Genomic DNA, 14,275 nt, shown 5'->3' with positions numbered 1-14,275 from the left:
AGCTATTAATTTATTATAAACATTAAAATGAATTAAAGTACAGTGATATATACTACATATATTTTATAAACCAAAAGAATATCCTCTTTTGTTTAAAAAAAGGAATTGTTTTCAGCTTTTTAATGAATTTACATGAAAATTTCATATTCTAAACTATTGACTGGCATCTATCGTTAAAACAAAAAAGCCGCCAATTTGGCGACTTTTTATACATAGTTGTTGTCCTTCGACAGTAATCGACGGTTAGGCGTCGTCATAGATACGTAACTAATTAAGTAGCGAACTCCAAAGCGATTTATCTCCTTATGCAGTTTCCTTAATAGCTACAATGTGCAAGCGGCTAGTGTCGATCCTCCACTGACTTCGTTGTGGCTTCGTTCAAACGCTGTAAAATGGTAACAGCTTCAGCCCGTGTAACTAGTGCTTTGGGGCGAAGGTATCCTTCATTAGCGGTAAGGACCCCCATCTTGGTTAGGGTGTAGAATGCTTCTGCCTTTTGATCCTGGGAATCGCCATCATAGGAGTACTCTTCTCCAGTCTTGTCGATGTACAGCACCGGATAGTAGGCCGAGAAATTGTCATTGTAATTGGCCTGACGAACTTTCATATCCTTGTACTGCGCAGCTGCGGAAATCACTTCCTCAATCTCAGGATGAAGCGTCTGATTGGTATAATCCGTCCGAAGAGAGGCAATCATCATCACATCCCAGCGGGTCAATGGTTTGTCAGGCTTGACATAGAATTGATAGTTTGGATATTTCCCCCCAACACTTTCAGCATACGGCCAAACATAGTCCCCGTTGAATATTGCTGCAAAATCTTTATTCGCCCAGTGTTTACGCGCATCCACAAAGTCGGAAGATTTGCCGGAAGAATGATCGATTTCTGGAAAAAGCTTATGAAACATATGTACAAATTCCGCTTTCGTTATGGTTTTGCTTGGCTTGAAGGTCCCATCTGCATAGCCCTTGACAACGCCCTTGTCGACCATGGAACGAATCGATTCGGCAGCCCATTCATATTTTGTTCCTTCCACATCAGAAAACGTGTTTGCCGCGAATGCAGATTGACCGAAAAACAGTGTCGTCGCAACCAACGGGGTGATAAGCCATTTCTTTTTTAACATCTCTTTCCACTTCCTTTAGGTAAAATTTATGTATAAAATAGTTCTCTAGACTCAATTTTATATCGGCATTTCAAAAGAAAATGATGATATTAGAGAGAAAAAAAGTACTGTTAAACAGTATTTTGGAATATCGACAATCCGTGTTTGAAAAATGCCATGGATACAAGTTCTAAAGCTTCTTCATATTCGGGTAGCCCGTCGGGAATTGAGAAAGCTTGTGGAGGCCTTCATGGGCCGATTTCTCCTGTATTACTCTTCCGACCTAAGCCTGTAAGTTCGACCCTGGCATCGATTAACCACTTCATGTAATCTGCCCACTAGTTAAAAAAACAGCCGAGCGCTCGGCTGTTTTTGGTAGCGTTGAACTATCGTTTTTAATTAGCACGTGCATAATCGTTGTTACACTGAAGCCATTCATACCAAGCTTTCGAGAAGCATCTCATTTCTCTTACCGATTCAACGTAAACATTTGGCGACTGTTCCCATAATTTCCGCCACCAATCGCATGTATGCCACTGATTATCAACCTCACTAAGTGACAAGCACGGCTGCAGTTCCACGGGTATAACCCCATCAAACTCCATCTTTACCCCTGGCATTGCTATAGCCAATTTACCTCCTTCTTTAACTAGCGGCGCAAGATGGTCATCTAAGTACTGCTCATTCGCTCCAAAATATTGATACGCATCTACGCTTATAACTGCATCAAAGTATTGTTCCGCAAAAGGCAAGTGGCAGGCATCTGCATGTATGGGGATAATTTGGCTTTCCAAACCAAACTCTCTGAATCTTCTATAGTTTTCAGTTGCACTAATCCATAAATCGACAGCAAACACGGTTATGCCAAACTTTTGCGCCAGATAGATAGAAGTAAGTCCGGTCCCACAGCCCAAATCCAGCACTCGCATTCCTTTCTGCAAAGTCAAATTTTTCGATAGCTCCTCAAGCATGATAATCGAACTAGGCCCCATTAAATTTGCTCTTATGAAATCTACGTCATCTAGATCTCGACGGATCATTTCTGCTGACCCCCTCCTACTTTCTTCATTTCATATTTCCAATAAAGCAATTCTTCATCTTTGTGATCAATTTGAAATCCTAACTTCAATAACAAATTCTTAGAGCTGATATTGTCAGGTACGCATCTTGCCGTTACGATTTGGACCTCTTCATGATTTAAGGACCACTCTATTAATTTTTGAGCGGCTTCATAGCAATAGCCTTTGCGGCGATGGCTTTCATTCGTTGCAAAACCGATCTCAATCATACCGTTCTGATCAGGATCTCCTAAAAAACCAATCCCTCCAACAATTTCTTGGGTATCCTTCTCCACAATGATCCAAGAGTCAAAACCTCTAGTGCCATTATTTTCTATCAAAAGTTCTCGAAAATAAGGTAAAGCTTCAAAGAAATCAGGACCCGGCCATTCATCACTGGTTTTATAACCCAAAGCTTCAATAGCACCTATATCACGTTGGGCTGCTGCTTCGATTAAATTAAGATCAAGTGTTTTTAATATGAGCCGATTCGTTTGAAGTTTCATGTATTGTCCACCTTTCTATTTACTTAGATTGAATCTTTCATTCAAGAAGTCTGGATGTATTTGACCAAATTGGAGTAATTCCCTTCTATCCCCCTTTGCTAAAAATTAGAAAAGGGCAGGAATGAACATACGTCATTCCTACCCTCATATCACCTGCTATTTGAGCCATAAAAAAAATCCGCGCTGAACCAGCACGGATTGGAATCATTATAACAGGTATCCCTAAGGATCTGGTAATATCCGTTGTTCTTAACTAATTCCGAAGCTTTCAAATCCCACCCGTAATACAAAAATTGGGCAGACGAATAGTAGGTGCATGAAAACCTCTTTTTATGGAATTGGATTAGTAAAGAACAGCTCCAGACAAAAAAATCTCTCCTTAGTGAATTACCCTTATTATACCAGGGCCAATTTTATCTGCCAACCTTTCACATGTTACAAAAGCGTTTCATTAGGACTATCCTGCTGGTTAGCTTAAAAGCAACCGAGTGATCGGCTGCTGTGGTAGCAGCAATTGCATCATGACCCTACAGGCCTTTTCCCCCTAGAGCACGCAGTTTAATGGGCTCCGCTCCGATAATTAACGGTCGGCCGCGTTGTATCGACGCCAGTACCTCTTCGTTCTCAAGACTGGCTGCATGGGCATCTGCATCTTTCCACAGTTCGGTCACATACACCGCATTCGGGTCGTCGTCTGACACATTGACTATATACAAATAGCAGTCATTATTCGACTTCAACAGATCGGCCGCTTCTAGCAAGATGTCTGCAAGAGCGTCCCTTTGCCCTGGACGTGCCGTCAACTTTCCATACATAGCAAAATGGTTCATGATCCTCATCCTACCCTCGAGTGATGTTTGACTTCATCTTATCATAATGTTCCGCAATGTCAGCGCTAATTTCAGCAAGCTTCTCCACAAGCGCTAAAAAATAGTCGGTACCATTCCCCCATCCATACGGATTGGAGAACCTTTAAATGCAGATGCATAAGGACTACATACAAATGTAGCTAGTCTACCTATTTCAATAGGCTTGATAAATCGCTGTATTTCAGATTGAGGCAGGTTGGTAACCATAAAATCTTTCTCTTTTTCTAAAAAAGTCATATCTTCATGAGGATACATACTCTCAATGATTTGGTGCACATTCTCAGAGAGTGTTGGTCCTGGCATGATCGTATTGACTGTAACTTCTGTTCCTATTGTTAATTTAGATAAGCTTTTTGACAATGATAACAACATAGATTTTGTCATACAATACTGCGGCATTTGTCCTGAAGGCATAATTGCTTCTTCACTCGCAATAAAAATAATGCGGCCATAATCATTTTTCAACATTTTAGGTAAATAAAATTTTGATAATCCATTTGCAGCAAGAACGTTAGTGCGGAAGTATTTTTCCCATACTTCATCGTCTACGTCCTCATATTGCATAATTTCATAAATACCCGTATTGTTAACTAAAATATCAATATTAGGGTATTTTTCGAATAAAGCATCTCTTTGTCCAATATCCACAATATCGGCTGTGGCATTTTGAGGAGAGGTAGCTGGGAAATCTGACTTAATTTCATTTACAGTTCGTTCTACCTCTTCATCATTTCGTCCATTAATTAGTACATTAACACCTTCTTTGGCTAGTTCAATGGCAATTGCTTTACCAATACCTTTCGTTGATCCTGTAACTAAAGCTGTTTTATGGTTTAATCCCATATCCATAATACACTTCTCCTTTTTTAAAACAGTCTTGTGCTCCGGATAGTGGTTATGTTATCTTGTCTGGATTGTCCAGTAACTAGTATAATACGCCAAAGTTCTTGTTTAACACGCCAAATGACAAAACTCATTAGGAATTGTATCAATGAATAGTCGGCAGTCCTAGCGTGCTCCTGATATCGAGTTTGTACCTAGATGTTCATTCCGCCAATTTGAAGGTGTATCACCCTCCCATAGGCGGAAGGCGCGGTAAAACGAGTTCTGGTCTTCATATCCAATCAAGAATGCCACCTCTTTAATATCAAGCGAGGGGTCTGCCAAGTACTTTCGTGCCTGCTCATGTCTAGCTTGTGTCAACAGAAGCTTGAAGCTCGTGTTTTCGTCAGTAAGCCGGCGCTGCAAGGTACGATCGCTCATACCGAGCTTCTTCGCCACAGCCTGAATGTCGGGGCGCCCTCCTGTAAGGCTACGTTTCATGATCCATTTGACCATCTCGGTAATTGAGCGGTTGCGCTGCTGTTCATCCAACGATCGGTCCAGAACAGGAGTCAGGATCTCCAGCAGCTCTTCGTTGTACGAGACAAAGGGGCGGCCCAGATCTCTTCGATGTAGCGTCAATCGGTTACGTTTTGCACCAATCCGGATACGACAGCCGAAGTAAGCTTCAAGCGCCTGTACATCACCCATGGAGTTCGAAAATTCAACAAGCTGCGCGGTCAAAGGTTGACCTGTGCCCCGGCGTCCAATCTCCAGAAGACAAGCCAGGGTGATACCAACCAGCATCCGCGGACCAGATTGCTCGGGAGACAGCCATTCCAAATCAATTGTGCAGTGCTCGCCCTCCTCAGTGATATGTAGGCTTTCCGGGGGACACAGTTGTTTGTACCGAGCCATTCGGTTTAGAGCGTCGCGGTAGTCCCGAGCGTGGTAAGTCGCTAAGACGGTCGGTGGGTACTTCGCTGTATCAAAGACGGTCGCAAGCTTGATGATTCCTTGGGCAGTATCACCAATGAGATCAGAATATGCCTGCCAGATGGCGAAATATTGGGCGGTGGTGACTACTGGTTCAGTAACAATGGTGATCGGCAATCGTGCTTTGCGAGCGACGTCGTGAGCGCCAAACCCTAATTGACATAATCCTGCCCACAATCCTGGCGGGATATTAATACGGTCAGAGGTATGAGACTTCATACATATGGGCCTCCTTTATATACTTACATATTCATTAGTTTTGGTTGCAATGGGGTCCCTCTTAAGTACACATAAGAATACTCTTAAGTACGTTAAGGTGTCTACATTAACGTACTAAGCTGCGGCAAATGTTACATCTTCTTGTTATCTGTGCTACTTTAACACCAAAAAAAACACACCCATATGTTTATGAGTGTGTTTTTAAAACCTCAAACCACCGACACTCCTAGGAATGTCATTCCCTCCATGCTTCTTATATTTAAAAATTAAGGCTTCAAGAAAGGCCCGGTTTCACCGATCTTACCGGGAGCAGGATTACCCGGGAGATCAAGTACATATACCCTTAAGTTTCCTTTGCCCGAAACTGCCAGATTGAGCGTCCCATTCGTGACCTCTTTGACGTCTCCGGTAATAGCATCTTTATAAGTGCCGTTAGGAATATTCCGAAAAACAGCTGATTCACTAACAGTAACTAAAGCATAACTGTCTATGCCTTTTGATGTATCCGTATAACGTCGCTTGTACGCCATTTGTCCGCTTACATCTTTTGTAGAATACTGTCCTTTTTGCAAGGCAGGAATACTTCTTCGAATTTGATTCAGTCGCTGAATGTGCTTTACAAGTGGGTGCTGCAGGGTTTGAGCAACCGAACCTGAAGCAGAAGCTACCTGTCCGAAATCGGAGGCTACTACTGTACCTTCAATATGATTTCCATAGTAAGCACGTCCTGTGGTTGCTAATGGACATGTTGGACCACAGTCGATTGGCTTGCCTGCCTGAAATTCGATTTCTGAGCCGTAATACAATGTTGGAATTCCACGGAAAGTCCACATTAAACTCATATTCTCAGCCCATGCAGCCGTGCCCCCCGTATACCGGGTAGATGATTTGTTAGGTCCATAATCATGGCTATCTACATACACTACGTTATAGGTCGCATCGTTAAAACTGTCATCCGAATCCTTGCCATTCCAAAATGCGTTATTCGCATCACTAAAATTCATATGCATCCTCATATCAATTACATTCATCCCGGAGGATTGCGAATGGTCCGGTTCATGATACAAATTCCCTTTGAGGAATGCATTATCGGATAAAGGCTGATTGGCTGTACCAAGATTATTTTCGTGTTGATATTGTTCCAACGCAGCTACTTCATCATTGGTGCTATAATCTTTGCGTTCCTTCCAGGTGAAGAATTGAGCCGAATGATTCACAGAACCTCGGTTCCATTTATCGTTAACGAAAGCACCTACTTCACCGAACATATAGAAATTACGTCCTTTTTCACCAAACTTCTCAATCGCCCGCTCCTGCGCTGCAGGAAGAAAATGACGGTTCCAGGTAACGCGTGGAATGTGCACAGCGGTGTCTATCCTAAACCCGTCTACACCCATATCTATAAATCGATTGTACGCTTCAATTAAATAATCTTGGACAGGCTTCGACTCTGTATTAAAGTCAGCCAGATCCTCATGCAGCCAACAACTCCGTGAATCTTCCCCTTCCCAATTGCCGATCCAGCAACTGTGATAGTACTGTGAAGGAAACATGCCAGAGGTGGGGTTGGGCCATTGGCAATTGTAGGTTTTTGAGTTCATTGGGATTCCCCAATTCCGGCAGGTGTTGCCCTCCGGTTCCTTCGTTGACCATAGGTCACCGTTATACGGCTTGCCCGCGTCATTCTGCTGAAGGCCATCGTACTCGATTCCTTCTTGAGGTTCGTCATAGTACCAGGTCCACTGATTATCTCGAATACCGAATACTTTTGGCGTGAATAGACCTTTTGCACCCCAGCGGCTAGAGTGATTGTACACAACATCCTGTATAATTTTAATATCTTTGTCGTGTGCAGCATTAATCAAATCCTGGTATGTTGCACCTGGTGACTCTAACCTGGGATCCACTCGAAAAAAATCGTAACCATGATAGCCGTGAAAGTCATAGTCAGATCGATTCAATACAACCGGTGTAATCCAAATCGCTGAGAAGCCAAGAGCCTTGATATAATCCAGTTTATTGATTAACCCTTGAAAATCGCCCCTAAACATTGGATCACTGTTGACTGCATTGCCGCTTGAAACATGATTCGCACCACCTCGGTTGTTCGAAGGGTCCCCATCATAGAATCTGGCAGTCATCACAAAGTAAATTGAATCTTCACGCATATCTGTTCCGATCGGGCTTCCCTTTGAAGCAGGAGGTGATGAAGTTCCTGTTGTTGCACTTACCTCAATACTACTTTCCGATTTGTTGGCTGGTTCTGCTTTATCGTATGCCTTAACTGTATACGTATATGTCGTTTTCGCTTCCAATAATGAATCTTGGAAGGTAGTACGGGGCGTCGTATAGACCTTTTTGCCTTTAGTTCCTCCTGTGCGAGTGATCTCATACCCGCCGATTCCACTTCCACCAACATTATCAACAGAAGGATCCCATTCTAATTGGATTCGTAGTCCATCAGCATTGGCTGTCAATCCTTGAGGTATAGAAGGTGCTTCTAAATCAATAACTGGAGGGTTACACGGATTCTTAGCTCCTGTTGTTGTGACGATGCCGTCTTTGATAGTACTTAAACCAGCAGCTAAATGATAATCAGCGCCTTTATTATTATCCCAGACAGAGCCGTTGTTAAATGCTGCTTTCATCGATGTTTTGGAGCCAAGATCAATAGTTTTTTTGGCCCAATCCAAGCAAGCGTTTTCATTCATGCTGATACCCGGCGGGGATGTCCAGGATGAACCATCGGGAGCATAGTGGATATTTACATCGCTCCAGCCACGGCTTTTCTTAAAATAGTAAACTATCGCTTGGTTGTCTGGAAGGGCTGTAAAATCAAGGTTCTTCGGCAGATTGGCATATGTTGCATCGGAGATATTTTGCTTGATGAGAGAACCGTTGCGATAGAGATCATAATCTGATACTCTACTACCATTAGAGATGTTTTCGGAGGCTTTCCATGAAAGTTTTACTGATGTACTTGTGACGTTTTTAGGCGATTCATCAGCATTGATCGGCGTAACAACACTTACTGATGTTAATACAAGTATCCCCGTGATCATGAGTAAAAATAAGCGTTTCCAAGATCTTCGTTTATAACTCCTCATTCTCTACGTCCCTTCATCTATATTCTTCTGGTCGCACAGTACAATAAACGATCTCTCCCTTCCTCTTTCTCATACAAATGATTATGCTAGCACTTTCATGGATTATTTTATGTTTTTATGGAAGAATTTAGAGTGGAATATGTTGATTTATAAGGAGGAAATAGCGGATTTTATGTAAAAACATCTTTTTCTTTTTACGTGTAAATTAAACCTATTCGAAATCTCAGCAACTTAAAAATGATCAAGCAATAGAATTCGGTTGTGGAGCGATACCCGCTTGTGTTTTATGGTGGGCAAAATTATTTTGCTCACCATTTCAAAGGTTTCTGATTACTTAAATGCATCCCAAAATTTCATTAAATAAATCTGTTTGGTTCTCTCCAGGCTCCTATATATCTCTCTTATGACGGATCGAAAATAAAGCAGCAGATCTAAATAGTTCTTCGAATCACGCTTTTGGTTGCCCCCGCCTCAAAAATCGTCTCAATCAGCACCAATACACGGTGTACTTCTTCGCTTTTGATTGCAATCTCCGCTTTTCCTTCGATGGTGGAGACAAAATTTTCATAAAAGCTTTCTGCAGCAGCAGGTATTTTCTCAATCGGGAACTTAAGGGTGGATTCCTCAGATGGCGGCGCCATCGTTTTCGTCAATCCTTGACCTGCTTGAATCGGCTTGGGTTCCACGTGAGCGACATCTGGATTTCGGGTGACGATCTCTCCGCTCAAATCCCAATCCCTAATCACTGCGGTTCCTTCGGTTCCTTTAATATACCAGCGCGGCAGCTTTACGTAATTGGTTGTACCCACTTCAATGACTGCTTTCAGGCCGTCCTTGAACTCAATAAAGCTGGTAAAGCCGTCATCCACTTCAGTCCCCAAAATATAGCTTAGGGTAGCAGCTACGCTTTCTATTTTGCTGTCCGTAATCTGAAGCAGCTGGTCCAATAGATGTACTCCCCAATCCAGCAGCATTCCTCCTCCATACGCCTTTAGTTGCCGCCAGTCACCTGGAATCCCATTAGCCCCCTGAACTCGCGATTCCAGCTGGAAAAGCTCGCCTACGGTCTTATTGCCAATTATATCTTTTATAATTCGGAAGTCTTCATCCCATCGACGGTTTTGATGTACCGTAAACACACGATTTTCTTTCTTCGCCACCTCAACAATATCCAAGAAATCCGCGCTCGTTATCGTAACTGGTTTTTCGCAAATGACATGTTTTCCAGCTTGTAGCGCCTGGATCGCGATTTCCTTATGAACATCATTAGGTGTTGCTATCAAAACAATATCCACGGCCTGATCTGCCAGAACAGCATCCAGGCTAGCGTAGGTTTTATAGCCAGCAGCCGCAGCCAGTTCCATTCGGTAATCAACAATATCATATACACCGCCAACGGCAAGTTGCTGATTAGATTCGATCAATTGAACATGGTAGCTTCCCATGCCTCCATAACCGATAATGACTACATTGTATATACGATTGCCCATTTTCATCTTCCTCCACTTCTGATTTAAGCCTACCGCATATCAAGCGGTTGCTCATGGATCCATAAATTTTAATGTCCTCGTAACTCTCCCTTCACTTCGTCGGATAGCTCTATCATACAAATCTCATGAAAAGCTTTCCTCCTCATTTCTTGCTGTATTATTCCCGAATATTGTCCTGCGGTATTTCAATGGTGATGTTCCTGTCGCTTCCTTAAAGAGATGATGAAACGTCTTTACACTACTGAATCCTGCTGCCTCTGCGACCTCAGTGATCGGATTGTTTTCATTCAACAAAATCCATTTTGCCTTATTCAGTCTGTAATCATTCAAAAATGCTACAAAGGTCATCCCCGTATTCTTCTTAAACAGTCTGGCGAAATAATAGGGACTGAAACCCATATAATCAGCGACATTCTTCAGCGAGATGGTTTCATGATAATGGCATTCCACATACTCAAAAATACGTTCCAGTTTATAAAGGGTGTCCTTTGATTGTGTTAAGGTTCTTTCAGAGATTTCAGAAAGCCTTGGCGTCATGCTTCTCGGCACTTCACGCATAATAAGAGTCAACATCTCAAACAGCTTGGCTTTGATCATATAAGCATGACCTTCGTGGTGGTTGACGTTCTCATCATAAATGCTTTGAATCAGAGGAAGCATTTTAGCTGCTGTTTCTTCTGGCCAGTTCCAGCTTGATTGCTCCATCTCCGTAAATATATATCTAAGAGGGCGTTTCTGATCACTTAATGTGGAAACCTCTTGAAAAAAGCTCAGATCAAATTGAATAACCACCCGTTCGCTGTCGGGAGAAGCCAAAAAATAATGAACATCACCCCCATTTATAAACTGAACTTCACCTTTTTTCATCCGTATCGAAATATCGTTAATTCCCAGATCCAAGGTTCCCTGAGTCACATAAATAATTTCAATTTCTTTATGCCAATGAGGATAGCAAAGCACGTCACCTTTATTAATAAAGCTCCGGAAAGGAAAATGTCGGTCAAGCTCCGGGATTTCCAAATAAAAATTCATTTTGGTAGACTCCTTTTGTTGTAAAGTTCAAAAAAGCCGTACACATGACTATTGATAATTATGCTGCACTGCATTCCTTCTTCTCCTCTTCATTTTTCTCCTTCTCAACTTTCGAATAAAATTCCCTCTCCCTTTTGAATTGTAAGCGTTTAACATTCTTTTTCCTACCCTATCAATCATAGTTGTATTAAGTAAAACCACTGTTAGGTATCCTTACTAACCTAATTTTGCAAACACAAAGTTATGCCTCAATTATGAGCGGTTTGGCGCCCGAAAACAATTTGGGCTGATCTTATTTCTCCCTTCCGCTTGCAGTTTCTTCAGATAACCAAGTTTCGCCTTAACTAGATTAAGCAAATACGTGTAAAATTGTCGAACGATTATTTTTACATTTTTTATATAAAGAGATATATACATTTCCAATAAAAAGGTATAATCTAGTAAAGCAACAGAATCCATATAAAAAATATAGACTTATGGAGGGACGGACCTTGAAGAGACTATTCGCTTTAAGTTGTGCTTTCTATCTGCTAATCGGCATTACTAGTGTGGTGCTTGGAGCATTACTGCCGGTTCTACTGCCTTACTATGGACGGGAGTACAGCGATGGCGGATTATTGTTGTTCCTTCAGTTTTTCGGATTTCTTGTCGGCGTTCTGTTCTCCCCCTTCATGGCTCTACACATCGGTCGCAAGTCTATGCTGTCCATTGCTCTGGTTAGTATCGTGGCAGGGTATGCCTTCTTGGGTGTACTCCCCTCATGGACCTGGGTTATCGTGATGACCATCTGGGTTGGCTTCGGCTCAGGCATCATTGAGTCGTCCATCGGAGCGTTCACGATTGAGTTCACCGAAGAGCAGAAAGCCGTAGCCATGTCCAAGCTGGATGTCTATTTTGCACTTGGTGCACTACTCATTCCCGCAGTGGTAAGCCTGTATATCTGGCTTGGAATGTGGTATCTGACCTTCTACACCATCTCCCTTCTGACGTTTATTCTGGGACTGTTCTGGATTACCATGCCTGCTTCCTCCTCTTCCCACCTTATCCAAGCAGATCTCCAAACCTCTGAGCGATCGGTCGAACAAGCCCGGTACTCGGTACAGCACCGTGTGTTACTGGGAATATTCATTGTATTCTTCTTTGTTTACATGGGGCTTGAACTGGGGCTCATGAACTTCCTGCCCTCTATTCTGATCGAGACCCTGCAGATTCGGGAATCCGTAGCCTCGTTGGGTGTTAGCATACTCTGGATTGCGATGATCATCGGCCGCATGTTCTCAGGGAAGATTGCTGAGTCAGCAGGATATATTCCTTTCCTGCTGTGGAGCGGAATCGGAACTTTCTGCTTTCTGGTTGCAATGGCGTTTGTATCCAGTCAGTGGGCTACATACCTTCTGATTTTTGGTGCAGGGTTATTCATGTCCGGTCTCTTCTGTATTGCCCTCGTCTATGCGAACCTGCTGATTCCGGGAATGACCGAGAGAACGACCAGCATTCTGATTGCGTCAGGCGGAATTGGCGGAGCAGTTCTTCAATATGTAACAGGCTGGAGCATGAGCGAATGGTCGGTGACGACTACCCTTTGGATTTTGGCGGCTTTCAGCCTAATTTTACTGCTGGCAGTCATTCTCTCGCATCTGTGGAATGGCAGGAGCAGACGGGTAGTTGACTCCCTTGTCCATCAGGGCAAGGAAGGATGAGATTCTTTATTCTTGAGGGAGGTGAGGCCCGCCGCGTTATGTTGTAGCAGGGCAGTACACTTTTTAAAGAATGTACTTAATGAGAATGTATATTCTGATATGGAGGGAAACATCGTGCATACCTTAACCAAAGAACGCTTCAGATACGGAAAAGGCATTACTCTGATTGACGATTCCGGTAAGGAATATTTGGATGGCGTGTCTGGCACCTTCAATCTATCGCTCGGTTATAATCACCCTCATGTCGTCACCAAGGTACAGGAACAAGTCGCCAATCTTGCCCACATGTCCTCATCCTTTACCGAGCCTTACGTCGAGGAAGTCCTGGATCATCTGATCCAGTATACGCCGAACGGCATCGACGCGGGATGGATGAGAGATATTACCGGCTCCACGGCGAACGAATGCGCTGTGAAGCTAGCCCAGAAATATACAGGAGCGCTCGATATAATCAGCCTGTATTTATCCCATCATGGGCAGACCCAGTTCGCAACAGGCATATCCGGCAACGCCTTCCGGCGGAGGAAATTTCCCAACTCGGCTGCAGCAAATTCCCTGCATGTACCTGCTCCCTACTGCTATCGCTGCCCGTTTAATTCTTCGCCTGACAAGTGTGGTTATCAATGCGTCGAAGCCATATCGGATGCCATTGAGTATGCAAGCTCAGGCTCTGTGGCCTGCATGATTATTGAACCCATCTTGGGCAACGGAGGCAATATCATCCCACCTGCAGGATATTTTAAGCGGCTCCGTCAGCTGTGCAACGAGTATGGGCTGATCCTGATCGCTGATGAGGTGCAGACCGGGATTGGGCGGACAGGCTACATGTTCGCAAGTGAGTTGTTGGATATCCAGCCAGATATCATTACTCTCGCCAAGGGTCTCGGCGGCATTGGTGTACCGGTAGCAGCGGTATTAATGCAGTCTCGGCTTAATGTCCTGGAGAAGCACGAGCACTCCTTCACCTCAGGCAGCAATCTAATCTCGGTTACGGCAGCCAAAGCCACGCTGGAGGTTGTATCTGAGCCCGGTTTTCTGGAAGCCGTTCGGTCCAAAGGAAGCCTGCTCGGAACCCTGCTGACGGAGATGGCCGACAAGCACGATTGCATCATCGGTGAGGCTCGCGGCGTCGGATTGATGTGGGGACTGGAAATTGTCGACGAGGATAATGCCCCAGATGCAGTTAAGAGCAATGCGATTATCGACCGCGCTTTTGCCGAACAGCAGCTAATTCTCAGAGGCTCCCGTTACGGTTATGGCAATGTGGTCAAAGTGAGACCTTCCCTCACGGCTACGGAAGATGAGATTGTCGAAATTGTTAAGCGGCTTGACACTGTTCTGACCACCCTACACTAACCATCTGCCTAACAG

General features: G+C 43.6%; 11 protein-coding genes. 2 read left to right on the top strand and 9 right to left on the bottom strand.

The features are described 5' to 3' along the window. Window positions 1–340: 340 nt before the first annotated feature. The 9 genes from ACUUJN_RS12635 to ACUUJN_RS12595 all read right to left on the bottom strand — a co-directional run bounded on the left by ACUUJN_RS12635 (window position 341) and on the right by ACUUJN_RS12595 (window position 11,204). Window positions 341–1,126, bottom strand: a complete 786-nt coding sequence (locus tag ACUUJN_RS12635; RefSeq protein WP_053325434.1) for an S-layer homology domain-containing protein — start codon at window positions 1,124–1,126, stop codon at window positions 341–343. 374 nt (window positions 1,127–1,500) lie between these two features. After that, window positions 1,501–2,145: an SAM-dependent methyltransferase gene (locus ACUUJN_RS12630; RefSeq protein ID WP_484669691.1), complete on the bottom strand. Its 645-nt coding sequence runs from the start codon at window positions 2,143–2,145 to the stop codon at window positions 1,501–1,503. Further along, window positions 2,142–2,669, bottom strand: coding sequence for a GNAT family N-acetyltransferase (locus ACUUJN_RS12625; RefSeq protein ID WP_484669690.1), 528 nt, complete (start codon window positions 2,667–2,669; stop codon window positions 2,142–2,144). Before ACUUJN_RS12625 ends, ACUUJN_RS12630 begins: the two co-directional genes overlap by 4 nt. 527 nt (window positions 2,670–3,196) lie before the next feature. Then, window positions 3,197–3,499, bottom strand: coding sequence for a putative quinol monooxygenase (locus ACUUJN_RS12620; protein ID WP_071558750.1), 303 nt, complete (start codon window positions 3,497–3,499; stop codon window positions 3,197–3,199). A 93-nt stretch (window positions 3,500–3,592) separates the two neighbouring features. Then, entirely contained in the window at window positions 3,593–4,387 is a 795-nt protein-coding gene (locus ACUUJN_RS12615; protein WP_023988589.1) for an SDR family NAD(P)-dependent oxidoreductase, read from the bottom strand. Between the two features lie 159 nt (window positions 4,388–4,546). Then, window positions 4,547–5,575, bottom strand: coding sequence for a helix-turn-helix transcriptional regulator (locus ACUUJN_RS12610; protein WP_484669689.1), 1,029 nt, complete (start codon window positions 5,573–5,575; stop codon window positions 4,547–4,549). 266 nt (window positions 5,576–5,841) lie between these two features. After that, a complete protein-coding gene (locus ACUUJN_RS12605) occupies window positions 5,842–8,682 on the bottom strand; it encodes an alpha-amylase family glycosyl hydrolase (protein ID WP_484669688.1) in 2,841 nt (946 codons plus the stop codon). Between the two features lie 431 nt (window positions 8,683–9,113). Continuing rightward, on the bottom strand, window positions 9,114–10,178 hold the full coding sequence (locus tag ACUUJN_RS12600; protein ID WP_023988587.1) for a Gfo/Idh/MocA family protein: 1,065 nt from the start codon (window positions 10,176–10,178) through the stop codon (window positions 9,114–9,116). Between the two features lie 117 nt (window positions 10,179–10,295). Further along, a complete protein-coding gene (locus ACUUJN_RS12595) occupies window positions 10,296–11,204 on the bottom strand; it encodes an AraC family transcriptional regulator (RefSeq protein ID WP_023988586.1) in 909 nt (302 codons plus the stop codon). A gap of 491 nt (window positions 11,205–11,695) precedes the next feature. On the opposite strand from ACUUJN_RS12595, the gene ACUUJN_RS12590 reads away from it, so the two are divergent. Both ACUUJN_RS12590 and ACUUJN_RS12585 read left to right on the top strand, forming a co-directional pair. Further along, a complete protein-coding gene (locus tag ACUUJN_RS12590; protein WP_484669687.1) occupies window positions 11,696–12,904 on the top strand; it encodes an MFS transporter in 1,209 nt (402 codons plus the stop codon). Between the two features lie 114 nt (window positions 12,905–13,018). Beyond that, window positions 13,019–14,260 (top strand): aspartate aminotransferase family protein, encoded by a 1,242-nt coding sequence (locus ACUUJN_RS12585; RefSeq protein ID WP_023988584.1) that lies wholly within the window; start codon window positions 13,019–13,021, stop codon window positions 14,258–14,260. Window positions 14,261–14,275: the final 15 nt, after the last annotated feature.

It is taken from the genome of Paenibacillus sp. LRG-1 (genome assembly GCF_057220305.1).
This window is presented reverse-complemented; position numbering and strand designations above follow the sequence as displayed.

Excerpts from the sequence above, each read along its gene's own strand:
- ACUUJN_RS12620 (WP_071558750.1), bottom strand. The coding sequence starts at position 3,499 with ATGAACCATTTTGCTATGTATGGAAAGTTGACGGCACGTCCAGGGCAA.
- ACUUJN_RS12625 (WP_484669690.1), bottom strand. The coding sequence starts at position 2,669 with ATGAAACTTCAAACGAATCGGCTCATATTAAAAACACTTGATCTTAAT.
- ACUUJN_RS12635 (WP_053325434.1), bottom strand. The coding sequence starts at position 1,126 with ATGTTAAAAAAGAAATGGCTTATCACCCCGTTGGTTGCGACGACACTG.
- ACUUJN_RS12605 (WP_484669688.1), bottom strand. The coding sequence starts at position 8,682 with ATGAGGAGTTATAAACGAAGATCTTGGAAACGCTTATTTTTACTCATG.
- ACUUJN_RS12600 (WP_023988587.1), bottom strand. The coding sequence starts at position 10,178 with ATGAAAATGGGCAATCGTATATACAATGTAGTCATTATCGGTTATGGA.
- ACUUJN_RS12615 (WP_023988589.1), bottom strand. The coding sequence starts at position 4,387 with ATGGATATGGGATTAAACCATAAAACAGCTTTAGTTACAGGATCAACG.
- ACUUJN_RS12595 (WP_023988586.1), bottom strand. The coding sequence starts at position 11,204 with ATGAATTTTTATTTGGAAATCCCGGAGCTTGACCGACATTTTCCTTTC.
- ACUUJN_RS12630 (WP_484669691.1), bottom strand. The coding sequence starts at position 2,145 with ATGATCCGTCGAGATCTAGATGACGTAGATTTCATAAGAGCAAATTTA.
- ACUUJN_RS12610 (WP_484669689.1), bottom strand. The coding sequence starts at position 5,575 with ATGAAGTCTCATACCTCTGACCGTATTAATATCCCGCCAGGATTGTGG.